This is a genomic window from Candidatus Methylomicrobium oryzae, assembly GCF_016745425.1.
Taxonomy (GTDB): Bacteria; Pseudomonadota; Gammaproteobacteria; order Methylococcales; family Methylomonadaceae; genus Methylomicrobium; species Methylomicrobium oryzae.
Genome location: NZ_JAERVK010000011.1, coordinates 139,081 through 157,944 on the forward strand (window position 1 = coordinate 139,081; position 18,864 = coordinate 157,944).

An 18,864-nucleotide genomic window follows, 5' to 3' on the forward strand; every position below is an offset into this window, starting at 1 on the left:
ACCCAGCCTACCTAGTTATTGACCGCGCATAAAAAACCTGTCCAGTTCCTGGGTCGATAACTCAACCCAGGTCGGACGGCCGTGATTGCACTGGCCGCTGCGTTCGGTTTCTTCCATATCCCTGAGCAATGCATTCATCTCGCCGACGGTCAGCCGCCGGTGCGCCCTGATCGATCCGTGGCAGGCCATTGTTGCCAGGAGCGCATGGGTGCGCTGCTGCACGCGCTGGCTGGTGCCGTGTTCGGACAGGTCGGCTAGCACGTCGCGCAGCAGTGTTTCGGCATCGCATCCGGCCAACAGGGCCGGCAGCGAGCGCAAAACCAGCGTTTCGGGGCCTGATCGGTTTACTTCGAGGCCCAACGAGGCGAAATAGTCGTGCGACTGTTCGGCGATGTCCGCTTCGCGCGAAGTGACCAGGATCTTGATCGGCAGCAGCAGCGGCTGCTGCGCGACCGCCCCTTGTTCATATTGCTTCTTCAACCGCTCGTAACTGACCCGTTCGTGCGCGGCGTGCGCATCGACCAGGATCACGCCGTGCGGCGTCTCCGACAGAATATAGATATTATGCAGATGCGCGACCGCGAAGCCCAGCGGTGGAATGTCTTTTTTTTCCGGTTCGGTTGCGGGCGGCACCGTTGGAGCCGGCAGCGTTTGCGCTGATGCAGGAGGGTGTAGCGCTCCGTAAGCTCGGATTTCTTCCTGCACAGACAGCGGTAGCGTCGCTTGCTCCGGCGGGCGCGGTTGAAAAGGCGGCGGCCGGCGTTCCGGCATCTGCCGAATCTGGTCGGGTGCTGCGGCCGGCGAGTCAATAACAGGAAGGGTAACGACGTTTTGCTGCTGGCCCGGGCGGACTTCGGCCAGCGAGCGGTGCAGCGCGCTGAACAGAAAGTCGTGCACCAGCCGGCCTTCCCGAAAGCGGACTTCGAGCTTGGCCGGATGCGCGTTCACGTCGACCAGCGCCGGATCGAGCGCCAGATACAGCACGAATACCGGCTGGCGGCCGTGGTAGAGCACGTCCTGATAGGCCTGCTTGACCGCATGCGCAATCAGCTTGTCCTTGATCAGGCGGCCGTTCACGTAGAAAAACTGCATGTCCGGCTGGCTGCGCGAAAAAGTCGGAAGTCCTACCCAGCCGGTCAGCTCCAGTCCGGACGAAGCAAAATCGATCTTCACGCATTGCTCGATGAAGGCCGAACCGCAGATGCCGGCGACTCGTTTTTCCTGTTCGGCCGGCGTTTCGGCCGGTTTCAGGTTCAGGATTTCTTTCTGGTTGTGCGTGAGCCGGAAGCCGATGTCGAAACGGCTCAGCGCCATCCGCTCGACCAGCGTCTGGATGTGCTCGAATTCGGTTTTTTCGGATTTCAGGAATTTGCGGCGCGCCGGGGTATTGTAAAACAGGTCGCGCACGTCGACCGTGGTGCCTTGGGGGTGCGGATCGGGCTGAGGGTCGAAGTCGCGCTCGGTGCCGTCGGCGGCGACCCGCCATGCGCAGCTGCTGCCCTCGGTCCGGGAAATCAGCGTCAGGCGCGCGACCGAGCTGATGCTCGGCAGCGCCTCGCCGCGAAAGCCCATGCTGGCGACGTGTTCGAGGTCTCCCAGCGTCGAAATCTTGCTGGTCGCATGCCGCGACAGCGCCAGCGGCAGGTCGTCCTTGTCGATCCCCCAGCCGTCGTCGCGGATCCGGATCAGCCGCGCGCCGCCCTGTTCGATGTCGATCTGGATTTGCCGCGCGCCCGCGTCGAAGCTGTTTTCGACCAGTTCCTTGACCACCGACGAGGGCCGCTCGACCACTTCGCCCGCCGCGATCTGGTTGACGAGCTGGGTTGGGAGTAAATGAATGCGCATCCGCGTATTTTCAAAAAGCCTTATTTTACCGTCGATCGGGCCGAAAGCGTAGAACAGTCGCCCGAATCAAGGCCGTGCTGATATAATTACCGGATTTTCGGGTAGGATACCCTCGACTGCATGGGCAGAGATTTGCTCCTCGGCAATAGGGCTCCTGGATTGTCTACTTCCTGCCTCCCTGCAGCCGTCGACAACCGCTCCCTGCGTTGTCCTACCTCCTGGAGTCGTGCAATCGCTGCATTCACGTCCTCCCTGGCGTTCCTGCAGGCGGTACCAGCCCAAGGAAGGGCGAGGGAGATCGCGTCGGGAACAAGCGATCGACGCCCCCAGGGAGGGGGAAGGTAGATCGCGTCGGGAACACGCGATCGAGGGCAACGCATGGAGCAGTTGCCGAGTGCGTACCTTTTTCTTTGACAAGCCATAAATATTTAAGGTACGCGTAGCGTACCCTACGACTTGATGAAATTAAGCAAAATCTTCGGCCTGCATGCCGTGCAATCGGCTTTACAGTATTCGCCGAACAAAATCACCCAGGCCTGGATCGACGGGCAACGGCAGGACCAGCGACTGGTGCGGGCGCTCGACGAGCTGGAAGCGCTCGGCATCCGGCCCGAGAAAACCGACCGCAAGCGGCTTGACCGCTTCGCGGAAGGGGGACAGCATCAGGGCATCGTGATCGAAGTCGAATTGCCCGGCGAACTCTCGGAATCCGCGTTGAAGGATGCGGTGCAGAATCTGGATTCGCCGGCGCTGTTCCTGGTCCTCGACCAGGTACAGGACCCGCACAACCTCGGCGCCTGCCTGCGGACCGCCGACGCCACCGGCGTGCACGGCGTGATCGTCACCAAGGACAATGCGGCCGGAATTACCCCGACCGTTTGCAAGGTGGCGAGCGGCGCCGCCGAAACGGTGCCGGTCTATCAGGTGACCAATCTGGCCCGCACGCTGCGCTGGTTGAAGGACCAGGGCATCTGGGTGTTCGGTGCGGCCGGCGACACCGCGCAGAGCGCCTATCGATCCGATTTCACCGTGCCGATGGCGTTGGTCGTCGGTGCGGAAGGCAAAGGGCTCCGGCGCCTGACCCAGGAAGCCTGCGACATGCTGGTTGCACTACCGATGCGGGGCAGCGTCGAAAGCCTGAATTTGTCGGTCGCGACCGGGGTGCTGTTGTACGAAGTACTGCGCCAGCGGATGAAAGGATGACGATAAAACCGGTCACGCTGACCGGCGAACGGCTGAGCTGCATCCGCGACGACCGCGTCCTGTTCAAAGAGCTCAATTTCACCCTGCCTGAAGGACAAGTTTTATTGCTCGAAGGCAAGAACGGCAGCGGTAAAACGTCGCTGCTGCGGATTTTGTGCGGTTTTCGCGAGGCCGATGCGGGACGGGTGCTGTGGTGCGGCGAAGAAATCGACGACAGCCGCTATTATGCGGACATGGCCTATGTCGGTCATCTGGATGGAATCAAGAAGGAACTGACCGTGCTCGAAAATCTGAATGTATCGCTCGCGCTGGGCCGTCCCGGCCGCTATTCGATCTTTGATGCGCTGGAGAAGGTGCATCTGGCGGGCTACGACGACGTGCCTGCGCAGAGCCTGTCCGCCGGTCAGAAACGGCGGCTGTCGCTGGCACGGCTGTTGATCACTCACAATCAACTATGGATTCTGGACGAGCCGTTCACCTCGCTCGATAAGGCCGGTATCGCGCTGATCGAATCGTTGATGCGCGAACACTGCGCCGCCGGCGGCATGATTGTTTTGACTTCGCACCACGACATTGACCTGCACGATGCGCTCGTGCAGCGGATTTATTTATCCTGATGACATTGACCCGAGCTTTTCTGGCGATCATTCGCCGCGATCTGGTGTTGGCGTTCCGGCGGCGGGCGGAGATGATCAACCCGCTGCTGTTTTTCATCTTGGTGATTACCCTGTTTCCGCTCGGAATCGGTGCGCAGCCGAACCTGTTGCAGGCGATCGCCCCGGGCGTGATCTGGGTAGCGGCATTGTTGGCGGCGATGCTGTCGCTGGACGGCATGTTCCGCTCCGATTTCGACGACGGCTCCCTCGAACAGATGCTGCTGAGTCCGCATCCGGCCTCCTTATTGGTGCTGGCCAAGGTGATCGCGCACTGGCTGGTGACCGGGCTGCCGCTGCTCCTGGTCGCGCCGCTGCTGGCGGTATTTTTGGGACTGCCGAGCCATGCGCTGGGCGTGCTGCTGCTGACTTTGCTGCTCGGCACGCCGGTCTTGAGCCTGATCGGCGCGATCGGCGTCGCGCTGACTGTCGGACTCCGGCGCGGCGGGATGATCCTGTCGCTGCTGGTGCTGCCGCTCTACGTGCCGGTGTTGATTTTCGCGGGCAATGCGGTGCAGATGGCGGCGAGCGGCTTGCCGGTCGATGCGCAGATCAGCATCTTGACTTCGATGTTGCTGTTGGCGCTGGTGCTGGCGCCTTGGCCGACCGCGGCGGCATTAAAAATGAGTATTCATTAGCACTATCCCGTAAAATGAAAGTCTTATTATCAATTTAGAGCATGAGCGTATGGGGTCAATAAAGTACCGTTCCGTTTTTTCACCTGCGACTCGGCAGCAAAGAAAGGAAAACTTCGACAGTTACTGGGAGTTTTCCCAACAGCATGGCGGCGAACTGTTCGAACAGGATAGGGACTTGGCCAAGAAACGGGCAAAGCTCAAGCAGTTCCGGGACAATCCAGTCAAATTGCGCAAACCGCTTGCCGATCCCGATGCATTTTATCGCAACTATGTCGCTTTACAGGACGATCCTGAATCCCTGGACCGCATGACGTTGATGCTGACCGCCATCTATAAATTCGCCCGCCATGAATGGGTCGGCATCAAAGGCGCTTGGGATGCGGTGCCCGATATGGCGAATTCCCATACGGTCGAAGATAAAATCAGCCGTGTGCATCTGGCCGAAGAATTCTGCCACGTGCGGATTTTTGATGAAATGCTGCGTACGTGCGGCCTGGATCGAGTGGAATGGGTGCCTTTAAGCCCTTTTAAAGAAAAAATTTACGAACAGTTTCCCAAGTTGCCGGGGTTTTTAATGGATGCCCCCGCGTTCGTTACCGAATTGATGGGCGTCACCTTCTATTGCCATTTACACCGCTTATTTGATGATGTGCTGGCTGACGAGCCCGAAGTCCGCGACCGCTTGAAAGACTTATTGGATGAGATCACCCTGGACGAGGTCGCGCATGTCGGTCAGCGCAGAAATTTTGTCGGTCCCTTAGGCATCAAAATATCGAAGCTGCTGGTTGGGCCGTTCTATACGATGTTTTTTAACGATATTCCCGAAGTAGGTAGATTGTTTAATGTCCCGCAGATGATTAAAGACGGCGAAGCTTTCGATTATAATGATCTGCCCAATCACCTGATTGAGCGCAGTTGGATTCCTTCATATTGTAAAGTATAAAATCAGGCGCATGTTTCCAGGCGTCAGTCGGGAAAGTCCGGCTTGGGCGTTGATTTTGACCTGTTTGCCTTGAACTTCTTCCTTTTATGTTTTTGATTCCCGATTCATTCGTCCGATTTTTTCACCGGATGGCCTCGCCGCCGCATTTCTATGCGCTGACCGAACGCCTGATGCCGTGGCTGACGGCCATTTTCATCCTGCTGGTCGGGAGTGGCCTGTACGGTGGCCTGTATCTTGCGCCGCCGGATTACCAACAGGGCGACAGCTACCGGATCATCTATATCCATGTCCCGAGCGCCTGGATGTCTTTGTTCATCTATACCGTAATGGCCGCAGCGGGGGCGGTCGGCCTGGTCTGGCGGATTAAGCTGGCCGAGGTGGTCGCGATCAGCAGCGCGCCGGTCGGCGCCGGGTTTACCTTCATCGCGCTGGTAACCGGCTCGTTGTGGGGCAAGCCGATGTGGGGGACCTGGTGGGTCTGGGACGCGCGGCTGACTTCCGAGTTGATTTTATTGTTTCTATATCTCGGCGTGATCGGGCTATACGGCGCGATCGACGACAAGCGCGTCGCCTCCAAAGCCGTTGCGATTCTGGCCCTGGTCGGCGTGGTGAATATCCCGATCATCCATTATTCGGTGGAATGGTGGAATACGCTGCATCAGGGGCCGACGGTCAGCAAGATGGACAAGCCGTCGATTCATGTCAGCATGTTGGTTCCGCTGCTGCTGATGGCGCTCGCGTTCAAGGTGTATTACCTGATCGCGATGCTGCAGCGGGCGCGCGTCGAAGTCCTGCAGCGCGAGCGTTCGGCGCAATGGGTACGGAACAAATTTTTCGGAACGGCGTCATGAGTGTGCAAGAATTTTTCGCAATGGGCGGTTATGCCTTTTATGTCTGGACCGCTTATGGGATTACCCTGGCGGTGCTCGCCGCCAATATCCTGATCCCGGTCATGCAGCGTAAACAATGGCTGCGCCGGCAACTGTTAAAGAACAAACGGAAGGAAGGATGAAACCCGCTAGAAAACAGCGATTGCTGCTGATCGGCCTGATGGTCGTCGGCATCGGCGCGGCGACTTTTTTCGCGCTGAAATCATTTAACGACAACCTGATGTATTTTTTCTCGACGACCGATGTAGTGGCCGGCAAGGCGCCGAAGGACGCGTTGTTCCGACTGGGCGGGATGGTAGTCAAGGGCTCGGTGTCGCGGCCCGGCGACGGGATGACGGTCCGCTTCACGCTGACCGATTTCAGCAAGGAAGTGCCGGTCGAGTACACCGGCATTCTGCCCGACCTGTTCCGGGAAGGGCAGGGCATCGTCGCGCACGGCAAATTGAACGGCCAGGGCGTCTTCATTGCCGAAGAGGTGCTGGCCAAGCATGACGAGAATTACATGCCGCCGGAAGTGAAGGCGAGCTTGAAGAACAACGATGCCTCTATGGAAGGTAAATGATTTGATCCGACATCGGTCAAAAAAACACTGAACAAACAGACCTATTATCAAGCAGGCAAGGAAATGAAAGTTTCGGAAGTTTTGAATTTGCTTGCTGTCGATGGTTGGTATCTTGTCAATACGCGAGGTAGCCATCGTCAATTTAAACACCCTACAAAGGCAGGACGCGTGACTGTTCCCGGGAAGCCTGGTGACGACTTGGCGCCCGGAACTTTGAACAGTATTCTCAAACAAGCCTAATTAAAGAGGTAAAGCGATGCGTTATGCAGTCATTATTGAACAAGCCGAAGGTAACTATTCCGCTTATGTGCCTGACTTGCCGGGATGTATCACTACCGGGGATTCCATTGCCGAGATCGAGCAAAATATCCGTGAAGCGATCGAATTTCATCTTGAAGGTTTGCGCGAAGAAGGGTTGCCGATTCCCGTACCCTCAACCATTGTCGAATATTGCGATCTGGTCGCCTGATTAATCAACATGGACAGCAATAGGAAAGGTCGATCCCAATGATACCCGAAATAGGACACTTCGCCCTGATCATGGCCCTGTGCATGGCGATCGTTTTGGCCACTCTGCCGATCCTCGGCTCCGCGCGCGCGATTGCCGGCTGGATCGGCGTTGCCAAGCCGGCCGCTTATGCCCAGCTCCTGTTCATGGCGATCGCGTTCGGCTGCCTGACCGCGAGTTTTATCGCGCACGATTTCTCGGTCGCCTATGTCGCGACCAATTCGAATACCGCGCTGCCGATCTTGTACCTGGTCTCGGGCGTCTGGGGCGCACATGAAGGGTCGCTCTTGCTCTGGGCGCTGGTGTTGGCGGGCTGGACCGGTTTGGTCGCGCGTTTCAGCGGCAGTATTCCCGAGGCGACCGTCGCCCGCGTGCTCGGCGTGATGGGTCTCGTATCGATAGGTTTTTTGCTGTTCCTGCTCCTGACCTCGAATCCGTTCGAGCGGCTTTTTCCCGCGCCAGCCGAAGGCCGCGATTTGAATCCGCTCCTGCAGGATCCCGGTCTGGCGATCCATCCACCGATGCTGTACATGGGCTATGTCGGCTTTTCGGTCGCGTTCGCGTTCGCGATCGCGGCCCTGCTCGAAGGCCGGCTCGATGCGGCCTGGGCGCGCTGGTCCCGGCCCTGGACCAGCATCGCTTGGATGTTTCTGACGATCGGGATCGCGCTCGGCAGCTGGTGGGCCTATTACGAACTGGGCTGGGGCGGCTGGTGGTTCTGGGATCCGGTCGAGAACGCCTCGTTCATGCCCTGGCTGGTCGGCACCGCGTTGATCCATTCGCTTGCCGCGACCGAAAAACGCGGCGTATTCAAGACATGGACCGTGCTCTTGGCCATCTTCGCTTTTTCGCTGAGCCTGCTCGGCACCTTCCTGGTCCGCTCGGGCGTACTGACCTCGGTGCATGCGTTCGCAAGCGACCCGGCGCGCGGGTTGTTCATCTTGGTTTTTCTCGGCATCGTAGTCGGCGGTTCCTTGTTGCTGTATGCGGTCCGGGCGCCGGCCGTCAGAAGCAGCGCGACCTTCGAATGGGTTTCGCGCGAGTCGGTGATTCTGTTGAACAACATCCTCTTGGTCGTGACCGCGGCCAGCATTTTGCTCGGCACGCTCTATCCCTTGGTGATCGATGCGTTGGGCCTCGGCAAGATTTCGGTCGGGCCGCCGTATTTCAACGCGGTGTTCATCCCCCTGACCGCGCCGCTGACGATCGCGGTCGGCCTCGGCGTGCTGTTGCGCTGGAAGCGCGACCTGTTCGGCGAACTGGCCGTACGGGTGCGCTGGATCGCGCTGGCCTGTTTCGCACTGGGCTTGCTGTTGCCGTTGGCGATGCCTTTTTATTCGTGGGCGGCCGCGCTGGGGCTTAGCCTCGCGTTCTGGACGCTGGCGAGCACCGGTCTGTCCTTCTACGACCGGATGGGCGCAAAAGGCTTGTCCTGGGAGCGGCTCAAAGGCATTCCTTCAGGGTTTTACGGGATGACGCTCGCGCATGCCGGGATTGCGGTTTTCGTGGTCGGGATTACGCTGACCTCGGCTTACAGCGTCGAAAAGGACGTCAGGATGGCGCCGGGCGAAGCGCTCGACCTGTCCGGCTACAGTTTCCGCTTTCATGGAATCAAAGAGACGCAGGGCCCCAACTATGTCGCCGATCAGGCATTCGTGACGGTCGATTATAAAGGCGAACGGGTTGCCGAAATGGAGCCGCAAAAACGGGTTTATCAAGTGCAGAAAATGCCGATGACCGAAGCCGCGATCGACGCGGGCCTGTTCCGCGACCTGTTCGTTGCGATCGGGGAGCCGCTCGGCAACCAGGGTGCCTGGAGTCTCCGGATTTATTACAAATCGTTCATCCGCTGGATCTGGCTCGGCGCAATCTTTATGGCAGCTGGAGGATTTCTGGCTGCGCTCGACCGGCGCTACCGGATCAATGCGAAAACCAAGGCAGGCGCACATGCTTAAATACCTGATTCCCCTCGTCATCTTCATCGTATTGGGTGTGTTTCTGGCGATCGGGCTCAAATTGAATCCGACCGAAATTCCGTCGCCGTTCATCGGCAAACCGGCGCCGGCCTTCAGCGCGGCGAAGCTCGACAATCCGGAGCAAAAACTGACGCCCGCCGATTTGCAGGGCAAGGTCTGGCTGTTCAACGTCTGGGCGTCCTGGTGCACCTCCTGCCGCGCCGAGCATCCGGTGCTGAATGAGCTGGCAAAGCAGCAGACGGCGCCGATCATCGGGCTGAACTACAAGGACGTGCGGGAAGACGCGCTGAGCTGGCTGAATCAGCTCGGCAACCCTTATGAGATGAGCATCGTCGATCCGGAAGGCCGGATCGGCATCGATTACGGCGTCTACGGTGTCCCGGAGACTTTCGTGATCGACAAGAAGGGCATGATCCGCCATAAACTCACGGGGCCGGTGACGCCCGAAATCGTTCAACAAACCCTGCTTCCCCTGATCGCCAAACTGCAAGCCGAATGAAACCGATTACGCTGATTTTTCTTTTGCTGTTGGCCGGCGCAGGCCTTGCCGGCGTCGAATACCGGGAATTTGCGAACCCCGAGCAGCAGGACGCCTACGAATCGCTGACTTCGGAGCTGCGCTGCCTGGTGTGCCAGAATCAGACGATTGCCGATTCGAACGCGGATCTGGCCGCGGACCTGCGCCGGCAGGTCTACGAGATGCTGCAGAAAGGCCAGTCGAAGGAAGACATCATTAAATTCATGACCGAGCGTTACGGCGATTTCGTGTTGTATAACCCGCCGTTCAAGAGCAAGACCGTGCTGCTCTGGTTCGGGCCGGTGTTGTTTTTCTTGATCGGCGTGACCTTCGTGATTCTGTTGATCCGCCGCAAACAAACCCGCCCGCCCAAGGCGCTCAGCGACACTGAGCGGCAAAAGATTCGCCGTCTGCTGGATGAAGGGGACCGCTCTTGAACGTCGTATTTTTTCTGATTGTGGCCGCTTTTATCCTGGTCGCTTTGGCGTTCGTCCTGCCGCCGATCTGGCGCGCGCGGGAGTTGCAGAGCTCCGATCTCGATCACCGCAACATCGAAATCGCCCGCAGTCGCCTGGCCGAGCTGAAAAGCAATCTGCGCGCCGGGGGGATTACTCAGGCGCAATTCGACGAGCAGTTCGCCGAACTGGAGCTCGCGCTGAGCGACGATCTGTCGATCGAAAGCCGGGTCAAAGCGGCGCATAGCCGCGGCCGCTGGATGGCGTACGTGGTTGCCCTGGCTATTCCGGTACTGGCCGGGTCGCTGTATTTTTCGCTCGGGCGCTTCGATGCGGTCGAACACGGCGAGGAACTGGCCAAGGCCGCGCCGGACGGGATGCCGACACCCGCCGACATCGAGAAAATGGTCGCCGGCCTTGCCGAAAAGATGAAGGCGAATCCCGACGACGCCGAAGGTTGGCTGATGCTCGGTAAGTCTTACAAATACCTGGAGCAATATCCGAAAGCCGCCGACGCGTTCGCGAATGCCTACCGGCTGCTCGGCGACAAGCCCGAGGTGATGCTGCTGTACGCCGAAGCGCTTGCGTTCGCGGCAGACAAAAACCTGGCCGGCAAGCCGTCCGAGCTGATCTTCAAGGCCCTGGAACTCGAACCCGAAAACCCGAACGGCCTCTGGCTGGCGGGTCTTGCCAAGGTTCAGCAGGGCGACCCTCAGGCCGCGGCCGCGCTGTGGCGCAAGCTCGAATCCTTGCTGCCGGAGGGCTCCGAACCGCGGAAGGAAATGCAGAAAATCATCGCCGGCCTGCCCGGCCAGGGGCTAGCCGCGGCTGGCGAGCCGGAGGCGCCGCCGGCCACCGTCCCGGCCAAATCGATTACCGTCGAGGTCGATCTGGCTCCGGAGCTCCAGTCGTCCGCGAGCCCCAACGATACGGTCTTCATTTATGCCCAGGCTCCGTCCGGACCTAAAATGCCGCTGGCGATCGTACGCAAGCAGGTCTCCGACCTGCCCGTGAAGATTACGCTCGACGATTCGACGGCGATGATGCCGGCGATGAAATTATCGAATTTCGGCGAAGTGAAACTGCTGGCGCGCATCTCCAAATCCGGCCAGGCCGTCGCGCAGCCGGGGGATTTGATCGGAACGGCCGAAAACGCAGCCGTGGCCGGTTCAAAGGCGTATACCATCGTTATTAATCGCAGGGTTGAATGAAGTCCTGATGCATAGAGGCAAGCGCTGCGTGTTTTATCGGATTACCGGCGGGTTTGCATAATTACCGTTTTTGATATACTTCAGGGGATCGTCCCCAATATTTATGAAGTCTTTGCCAACCGGTAGCCTATGATCTGGAAATTGTTGAAAAAGCGGGCGGGTATAACCGCTGCGAATAAAAATCACGCTGTCACGGCCTTGCCCCTCGACTTTTTGAAAAAACTCATTCCGATCGGCGAATTGTCTGCGGATGAATTGCTGGCCTTGAAATCTACTTTGCGAAGCTTTGAGGAGGGCGAGGTTGTTTTCGGTCGGGGAGATGTTTCCTCGGAGCTGATCTATCTCTACGAAGGCGAAATATATCTCGAATCGGTCAATGGCAACGGATATCTCGTCGATGCGTCAACCTTTAAAGCCTGCTACCCTCTTTCGACCAGTACCGAGCAACGCTTAACGGCGATTGCCAGATCTTCGGCGAAAGTCGTTTATTTACCCCTGTCCGTCTTGAAGCGCAGTTCGGCAGCTGCCTTCGTCAATAAACCATTGATTACGCCGACGGATGTTCCGCCGTCCTTGCAGAACAGCGGTTTTTTCAAAGGCTTTTGCGAAGCGATAAAATATGACCAATTGGTTGTGCCTACCTTGCCCGACGTAGCGTTACAGTTGCGCAAAGCACTGCAAAACGAAATCGGGGTTGCCGACGTCGTGAAAATCATCAACCTGGACCCGGTAATCTCTTCCAAACTGATACAGGTCGTAAATAACCCGGTTTATCGGGCACACAAGGCGATTACTAATACCCAGGATGCCGTCTTGCGCTTGGGAATGCACACAACGCAAAACATCGTTACCGGCATCAGCCTTAATAATCTGTTTCACAGCCGTGATAAGCGCCTCAACGACCGTATCAAGCGAATATGGCAGCAAAGCATCCAAGTTGCCAGCATCAGCTGTACGCTGGCTTCGCTGAATCGCAAAATCAATCCCGATGAAGCCCTGTTGGCAGGATTGGTTCACAAGATCGGCATATTGCCCATCCTCGCTTATGCCGAAAATCGGGGAAACGAACGTTATACGGAAGAGGAGCTGGATCAAACGATTTCGTTGCTGCAAGGGAGAGTGGGGGAGTTCATTTTGCAAAAATGGAGCTTTCCTAATGCAATGCGCTCAATTCCTTCCCAGGCTGCCAATTGGTACCATGACAACGCCTCTGGCATACAGTTAAGCGATATTGTGATATTGGCGCGCTTTCACAGCGAGCTCGGCGATTTGCGTAGCCAGAATTTGCCTCCGATCAACACGCTGCCGGCATTTCAAAAACTTGGCGATAACGCGCTGACTCCCGAAATGTCATTGCAGGCATTGGCGGATGCCAAGCAGCAAATTGCCGAGACATTGAGTCTTTTCAAGAATCAGACCTGAAAGTAGGCGGAAAACGGGAGGTCTTCGTTGAGGGATCATTTACCCAAGCGCGCCTACTCGCTGGCTCCGGTGCTTTCCGGGTACGGGCGGTAATTTCCCGGCGGTAAGGCGATGCAGAGACGCTGCTGAGGGCGATTGTTTTCGAAGAGCATCACCCGATTGACGATGTCCTCTGCGCTGCTTTTTCCTATCGGGCCGGCGGCGATTCGTCCGGTTGCCGCACTGACCAGATGCACGTAAGTTTGGTGCGGTCCTCCCGCAAGATCGGAGTTGATCAACAGTTCGGTAGTATCCGGCTCGTCTTCTTTTTTCGGCGCTGCGCTGCCCGGGTTGCAGGTGCCGAAAAAGATCAGGCCGTCTTCGGCGAGCAGCGAGCGCAACGATTTCGTAAAAGTGAAGAATCTTTCCGAAGCGATTTCGGCGGTATTTTTTTGCTCGAACAACGGTTCCCGGCAGGTTCGCGCGCAAATATCGAGCCGGTAAGGTTTGAGTCTTGCCGGGCTGTTGGCCAGCTTGTCCGGTCCGCAGTATCGCTCGAAGCAGCTTTGGTCCAGAGGCTGCAGCCGCATTTCCAGATTTTTCAATTGCTGAAAGATGTCGCTCGACTTCATCGACTTGAAGTTATCCAAATTCGAAGCGATGTAGTCGCTGAATGCGGGGTTTTTTGTAAGTCCGTAAGTGATCTCCATCCTGTTCAAAAGCCCCGGCTGCGCTTCGGAAAGCTGAACCAGTTCGCCCTTGCCTTCATTGATCCGATATTTTTGTCGGAATACCGCATTTTTCATCACCGGCCCGTCGAAACCGCCGTGGCTGATGAAGATGATCCGGTCGAAAGGAGGCGATTCCAGCGCCAATCGTTCGACCTGCGGGTAATAATCGGACCAGTTCCAGATGTCGTGCAGTATTTGCACTTCCGAATTGAAGCGGCTCTTGTAAAAAGTTTTCAAAACGCGCGCGGGTTGTTCGGGCCAGCGAGGCGTTTCATTGGTGCTCGGATCCCTGCTCAGCAAGGGGATCAGCAATACCCGCTTAGGCGATTCGTGCAGTTTCAAGTTGGTCAGTTTGCCTTGAAAGGCGCTGCACGACTTGGAATGGTATTGGTCGGCGTAAACATCGGCTGAGCCGGCAGCAAACAGCAAGACCGTTAGCAATGACATGTTCAGGATGTTTTTCATAATGAGGTCCGGCAAGCAAATGGGAAATCGAGTGTTTTAGCGAGAGATCTGTTAGGAAACGCCAATGCTAAGCTGCAAATATCGTCCGTAATCGACTTCATCCCTCTGTTGGCGCCATAAACCGGCAGAAAACAGGCTCCGGCACCAGTCCGTATTGCTTGTGATGATGCTGCAAACTAAAGACAATTTTAATCTCAAAAAGCTCCTGCTGAGTTTGTCCCATTTTGTTTGTTTTTTAAAGTAGCAGTGCGGAGGAAATTCTCCGTCTATGCCTCAAAAGAATAGCCGAGCCTTTTTTGTTTGGCATGGTACATGCTGGCATCGGCGTAGCGCAGCAACGCATCGCAGTTGTCTGCGTGGCGGGGATAAAGGGCGATACCGATGCTGACGCCGAGGCGGATCGATTCTCCATTGTAGGTGATCGGTTCATGAATGATTTCGACGATCTTTTTCGCGACGGACGCGCACGCTTGCTCGTCGCAGTCCGGCAGCAGCAGCGCAAATTCGTCGCCGCCGAAGCGCGCAGCAGTATCGGTATCGCGCAGAGTAGCCATCAGCTTTCTCGCGACTTCCTTTAGCGCATGGTCGCCCGCGGCATGCCCTAATCTGTCGTTCAACGATTTAAAGCCGTCCAGATCCAGGTAATGCACTGCAAAAGGCATCCGGTTGCGATTTGCCATCGCGAGGGAATGTTGCAGGCGTTCGATGAACAGCCGCCGGTTGGCAAGGCCGGTCAATTCGTCGTGAAAAGATAGCCAGATCAGGCGTTCGTCTTCCTGCTTGCGTTTGGTGATTTCGAAAACCAGGCAGTCGATGCCGATACAGTTGCCGAATTCGTCATAAACCGGCTCGCTGGTGATTTCCAGCCAATGCCGCTCGTTGCCGCTATCGTAGACTTCAAGCGCGAAGGGAGCGCAGGGGATGCCTTGGCGGTTCAGTTCGAACAGGTTGTTGATGCTTAGATTTTCGGGGTTGTCGGTAATGTAATGTTGAAATCCGGCAATGAAATCGTCGGGCCGATAGCCGAGCATCTGGGTCACGGAAGGGCTGACATAGGTGATTTTGCTCTTTTTATCGCATTGAAAGAAAAAATAGTTTTTACTCTGATTTTCGATCAAATTGCGAAAGCGGATATCGTAGTTTTGCAGATCGGTCGCGCGTTTCAGCAGCATCCGTTCAAAATCGCCCGGCAACTGCGGATCCGGGGGCGCGGCGTGCGCCGGTTTGTCTTGACGAGACGGCGAGGCACGGCGGATATGGCGCCGGACGCGCACGCCCCATATCCAGACATAGCTGATAACGAATAAAAATAAGAACGGCGATATCGTTTCCTGCAAGCCATTTTCGGCGAGTGTAAACTCTTCCGGCTGGACGGGGGCGGGGTTTTTCTCGGCGGCAACGGGGAGCTCGGGAGGCGGAGGCACCCACTTGAAATAGATCGCATTCATTTCCGCTTCGCTCAACACGTCCAGCCCTTTTTGTAAAATGCCGGCCAATATCGGCCAGTCTCCGCGCACGGCAATGCTTTCATCGGCCGTATGGCGCTCGTAAAAGCCGGCGAATTTGATGCCGGTCAACCGGTGACTGGTTTGAAGATAATTGGCGGTGCCTACGAAAGTAATGCAGGCATCCGCTTTTTGCGCGCTGACCGATTGCAGGCATTCCAGCATCGATTCCACAGGATGGGGCTTGATCGAGGGATGCTTTTTTCTGATGCCTTCCGAAAATTGATAGCCTTTAGGATAGGCGACGGTTTTGCGGGCAAGGTCATCGGGCGCTTTGATTTCGGTATCCGACTCCCTCGTAATGAGCGCCAATGATTTGGTCAGATAGGGATGGGTGAAATTAAACCAGAGTCTGCGTTCGGGGCGGTCGACCATCGTCGCGACTACATCCACGCGACGTTCGGCGGCGGCTTTGTAAAGCTGGTTCCATGATTTCCGGGGAAATGGTTCGAAACGGATGTCCAGTTTCCGGCTCAGCGTATCGAAAATGTCGACCGCGATGCCGCTGAAACGGCCGTCCGAATCGGCAAAACTGTAAGGCGGAAGGGAGTCGTCGAAAGCGACCCGAATTTTTTTATGGTGCGCGAGCCATGCTTTTTCTTTTACGGTCAGTTTTATCGAAGGCGGGGCTGAGGTTTGGCTGCGCCACATCATTTCGGTGGTGCTGTCTGCCAACGCGCAATTCACCAGCAGGCACAAAGCAATCATGGGGGGCATTTTCAGGATATGCGGGTTAAGTCGGGGAGATACGCGATTAAATGCGTTGTTTCGAATGTATGCATGGTTCGAAATGTTTGAGCTTCCGGTTGAGTTCCATCCGTTATTAGACGGTGCGCTGGTCCTGACGTTCAATGCGCAGGACGGCGGCGCCTTTTTGACGCGGAGTTTCGTTCCGGCAATGCTGTAGAGAATAGAAACAAACATGCGGCAAAAAATTGATCCCGATCAAAAAATCGTCAATGTTCCAAAATTTGAAACGAGGGCAGTCAAGCTTTTTTACGGGGGCCTCGGCGATCTGCATGATGCCGCGTTCCTGGGTTGATCTTGACCGCACACCGTCGATCCTTTGCTTTGGCAGGTATTTCAGCACATAGACGGCCTAATTGCCAGCTTTTAAACCGTGTTCGGGTTTCATCAAACCGTCACGGAACAGTTAACGTTTTGTCATAAACGCTTGCTATTTTATCCGCTGTATCTGTCGGGAACGAGCCAGAAGAAAGGCATGATTTTTCGGACAAGTCGAGCAAGCCCGATGTCTGTATCGGAACGGCCGGCCTGTTCGGTTACAAAAGGAAAAATAACTCCGGATGAAAATATTTTACGGTGTGCAAGGCACAGGCAACGGCCATATTACGCGGGCGCGCGAAATGGCCAAAGCCTTCGCGGAAGCGGGTGTTGAGGTGACTTACTTATTCAGCGGCCGGGAGGCGTCCCGCTATTTCGACATGGAGGTTTTCAACGCTTACCAGGTCAGGAAAGGGCTGACTTTTCACACCCGGAACGGCGATGTCAGTTATCTGAAGACCGCGATCGAAACGCATCCGATCCATTTCGTCAGAGACATCAAGACGCTCGATTTCAGCGATTACGATCTGGTGCTTTCCGATTTCGAGCCGGTTACTGCCTGGGCCGCTCAGTTCAGAAACAAAAAAGTCCTCGGCATCGGGCATCAGTATGCGTTCAATTATCCTATACCGCGGGAAGGCGGAGATTTCATCGCCGAAAAGGTAATGAAATATTTCGCGCCGGCGCGACAGCATATCGGTCTGCACTGGCATCATTTCGGCCAGCCGATCCTACCCCCGATCATCGCAGTGCATGAGCCGCCCGAACAATCCATAACGAACAAAATCGTCGTATACCTGCCGTTTGAGGACCCGCAGGATGTGATCAGAATGCTGAGGCCGTTCAGGGAGCATGATTTCTTCGTCTACACGCCCGTACGCTTGGTTTCGCCTTCCGAGCATATCAAGATCCGGCCCTTATCGCGCGAAGGCTTTCAAAAAGATCTGACAGACTGTGTCGGTATCCTCAGTAATGCCGGTTTCGAACTGGTCAGCGAGGCGCTGCAGCTCGGCAAGAAAATCATGGTCAAGCCGCTGCATTCGCAGATGGAGCAGATTTCAAATGCCGCAGCGCTGAAACAGCTCGGCTACGGACGGATTATGAACGAACTTGATTCGAAGGCACTCGCGCGCTGGCTGGAAAATCCGCACCGGACCCGGGTCACTTACCCAAATGTCGCCAAAATCCTGGTGCGTTGGATATTGGAGGGAATGCCGTCCATCGGCGATGATTTTATCGAGGCATCCTGGAGTAAAGTGAATGTTTTCCATTTTAATTGATATTAGGAAATAAGTGCCTATGCGACGTTAACCCGTTATTTACCGCCCAAATTTTTCAAAGATTCTACACAAGGCAGATCGCATCGTTTCAAAACCTTGGTAGCCGCCCAGGGCGACCCTTCGTAGCGGATTTCTTCCATCGATTCTCGGTCGGCTTCAGTTCGGGCGAGGAGGGAGTGGGGAGGATCTCGGCCCAGACACGATTCCCAGCTAGTTTCTTCCGCCGCTTTACGATACCTGAAGCGTTGCACCCACCACGAGGGACAACTTTTCAGGGGGCGCAAGCGGATAAAATCCTCAATCGCCGAGATGATTTCGAGGGGTGGCCGCACCGTCTACCGTATGGAAATAGGCTTTCATTCCCCGGTCCGGACTTTAACACTTACTGCGCTCAATAGAAACGCATGCGCCTCTTGCCGGACGCAGCCACGGGGTATAGGGGAAAGCATCCGGCAATGGCGCTGCTCGGCTTCACTCAATTTCTTCACAAACTTTGTTTTATCACGCCAGTTCAGAAATTAAACGGTTTAATTTTTGCCAAGCCTTCTATGCCAAATCGCTTAACGATTTAGCGGTAAAGCTAAAGTAATCGGTAGCCGGAGTATCTATTTATTATCCTTTTTATCGTTATTTTTTTCTATTGTTATTAGTGGGCATACATATAGAATGCAACCAACATCAGTTGCTCTCCATGTGTATGAGGTGAAGTCTATGTTTTGAATCCAGGAATGGATACTCTCGAATTGAAAGCGTCCCATAAATAAAAATCTGCGTAGATAGAGAGCTAAATGATTTTGGCTTAGCTAGATACTATCCAGATTTAGTCATAGATAATTCGCAACTCGCTTCCGAGGCGCCCTAATTCAAATACTGGATGATTCTTATGGGACGCTGAAATACGATAGGCCTGTTAACCTGCTTGAAAGGCCAATATCATCCTGTCAGTTATGAGTTTATCGGCTTTGCCATTCATGTGGAAAAAGCTCCGTATGAAGTAAAAAGCAGCCTCAGTTTAT

18 protein-coding genes are annotated in these 18,864 nt (G+C 55.9%); 15 read left to right on the forward strand and 3 right to left on the reverse strand.

The genetic code is table 11. The annotated features are described in order from the left end of the window. Nucleotides 1–15: 15 nt before the first annotated feature. Complete coding sequence (mutL, locus tag JJL52_RS13590; RefSeq protein WP_202053026.1) at nucleotides 16–1,845, reverse strand: DNA mismatch repair endonuclease MutL; 1,830 nt, start codon at nucleotides 1,843–1,845, stop codon at nucleotides 16–18. 459 nt (nucleotides 1,846–2,304) lie between these two features. Between mutL and rlmB the strand changes: the two genes are divergently transcribed. The 14 genes from rlmB (at nucleotide 2,305) to JJL52_RS13660 (ending at nucleotide 12,823) form a co-directional block, all read left to right on the forward strand. After that, nucleotides 2,305–3,048 carry a 23S rRNA (guanosine(2251)-2'-O)-methyltransferase RlmB gene (gene rlmB / locus JJL52_RS13595; protein ID WP_202053027.1) on the forward strand — a complete coding sequence of 248 codons (744 nt, stop codon included), beginning with the start codon at nucleotides 2,305–2,307 and terminating at the stop codon, nucleotides 3,046–3,048. Next, a complete protein-coding gene (gene ccmA / locus JJL52_RS13600) occupies nucleotides 3,045–3,665 on the forward strand; it encodes a cytochrome c biogenesis heme-transporting ATPase CcmA (protein ID WP_202053028.1) in 621 nt (206 codons plus the stop codon). Before rlmB ends, ccmA begins: the two co-directional genes overlap by 4 nt. After that, on the forward strand, nucleotides 3,665–4,339 hold the full coding sequence (gene ccmB / locus JJL52_RS13605) for a heme exporter protein CcmB (RefSeq protein WP_202053029.1): 675 nt from the start codon (nucleotides 3,665–3,667) through the stop codon (nucleotides 4,337–4,339). Before ccmA ends, ccmB begins: the two co-directional genes overlap by 1 nt. A 49-nt stretch (nucleotides 4,340–4,388) precedes the next feature. Further along, entirely contained in the window at nucleotides 4,389–5,282 is an 894-nt protein-coding gene (locus JJL52_RS13610) for a hypothetical protein (RefSeq protein WP_202053030.1), read from the forward strand. Between the two features lie 86 nt (nucleotides 5,283–5,368). After that, a complete protein-coding gene (locus JJL52_RS13615) occupies nucleotides 5,369–6,133 on the forward strand; it encodes a heme ABC transporter permease (protein ID WP_202053031.1) in 765 nt (254 codons plus the stop codon). Then, on the forward strand, nucleotides 6,130–6,294 hold the full coding sequence (gene ccmD / locus JJL52_RS13620) for a heme exporter protein CcmD (RefSeq protein ID WP_202053032.1): 165 nt from the start codon (nucleotides 6,130–6,132) through the stop codon (nucleotides 6,292–6,294). The genes JJL52_RS13615 and ccmD overlap by 4 nt, the downstream gene beginning before the upstream one ends. Further along, the gene (ccmE, locus tag JJL52_RS13625; RefSeq protein WP_202053033.1) at nucleotides 6,291–6,734 is read left to right on the forward strand and encodes a cytochrome c maturation protein CcmE; all 444 of its coding nucleotides are present in this window, start codon (nucleotides 6,291–6,293) and stop codon (nucleotides 6,732–6,734) included. Before ccmD ends, ccmE begins: the two co-directional genes overlap by 4 nt. 63 nt (nucleotides 6,735–6,797) lie before the next feature. Continuing rightward, nucleotides 6,798–6,974: a type II toxin-antitoxin system HicA family toxin gene (locus JJL52_RS13630; RefSeq protein WP_202053034.1), complete on the forward strand. Its 177-nt coding sequence runs from the start codon at nucleotides 6,798–6,800 to the stop codon at nucleotides 6,972–6,974. A 16-nt stretch (nucleotides 6,975–6,990) separates the two neighbouring features. After that, on the forward strand, nucleotides 6,991–7,203 hold the full coding sequence (locus tag JJL52_RS13635) for a type II toxin-antitoxin system HicB family antitoxin (protein WP_202053035.1): 213 nt from the start codon (nucleotides 6,991–6,993) through the stop codon (nucleotides 7,201–7,203). Between the two features lie 38 nt (nucleotides 7,204–7,241). Continuing rightward, nucleotides 7,242–9,197 carry a heme lyase CcmF/NrfE family subunit gene (locus JJL52_RS13640; protein ID WP_202053036.1) on the forward strand — a complete coding sequence of 652 codons (1,956 nt, stop codon included), beginning with the start codon at nucleotides 7,242–7,244 and terminating at the stop codon, nucleotides 9,195–9,197. After that, nucleotides 9,190–9,717 (forward strand): DsbE family thiol:disulfide interchange protein, encoded by a 528-nt coding sequence (locus tag JJL52_RS13645; protein ID WP_202053037.1) that lies wholly within the window; start codon nucleotides 9,190–9,192, stop codon nucleotides 9,715–9,717. Before JJL52_RS13640 ends, JJL52_RS13645 begins: the two co-directional genes overlap by 8 nt. Then, on the forward strand, nucleotides 9,714–10,172 hold the full coding sequence (locus JJL52_RS13650; RefSeq protein ID WP_202053038.1) for a cytochrome c-type biogenesis protein: 459 nt from the start codon (nucleotides 9,714–9,716) through the stop codon (nucleotides 10,170–10,172). The genes JJL52_RS13645 and JJL52_RS13650 overlap by 4 nt, the downstream gene beginning before the upstream one ends. Then, complete coding sequence (ccmI, locus tag JJL52_RS13655) at nucleotides 10,169–11,401, forward strand: c-type cytochrome biogenesis protein CcmI (protein ID WP_202053039.1); 1,233 nt, start codon at nucleotides 10,169–10,171, stop codon at nucleotides 11,399–11,401. Before JJL52_RS13650 ends, ccmI begins: the two co-directional genes overlap by 4 nt. Nucleotides 11,402–11,614: 213 nt before the next feature. Further along, nucleotides 11,615–12,823, forward strand: a complete 1,209-nt coding sequence (locus JJL52_RS13660) for an HDOD domain-containing protein (protein WP_236994249.1) — start codon at nucleotides 11,615–11,617, stop codon at nucleotides 12,821–12,823. 53 nt (nucleotides 12,824–12,876) lie between these two features. On the opposite strand, the gene JJL52_RS13665 is transcribed toward JJL52_RS13660, so the two are convergent. Beyond that, complete coding sequence (locus JJL52_RS13665) at nucleotides 12,877–13,998, reverse strand: hypothetical protein (RefSeq protein WP_202053041.1); 1,122 nt, start codon at nucleotides 13,996–13,998, stop codon at nucleotides 12,877–12,879. A 266-nt stretch (nucleotides 13,999–14,264) separates the two neighbouring features. Beyond that, on the reverse strand, nucleotides 14,265–16,220 hold the full coding sequence (locus JJL52_RS13670; protein WP_202053042.1) for a diguanylate cyclase domain-containing protein: 1,956 nt from the start codon (nucleotides 16,218–16,220) through the stop codon (nucleotides 14,265–14,267). 590 nt (nucleotides 16,221–16,810) lie between these two features. On the opposite strand from JJL52_RS13670, the gene JJL52_RS13675 reads away from it, so the two are divergent. Beyond that, on the forward strand, nucleotides 16,811–17,848 hold the full coding sequence (locus JJL52_RS13675; RefSeq protein WP_202053043.1) for an MJ1255/VC2487 family glycosyltransferase: 1,038 nt from the start codon (nucleotides 16,811–16,813) through the stop codon (nucleotides 17,846–17,848). Nucleotides 17,849–18,864 lie beyond the last annotated feature (1,016 nt).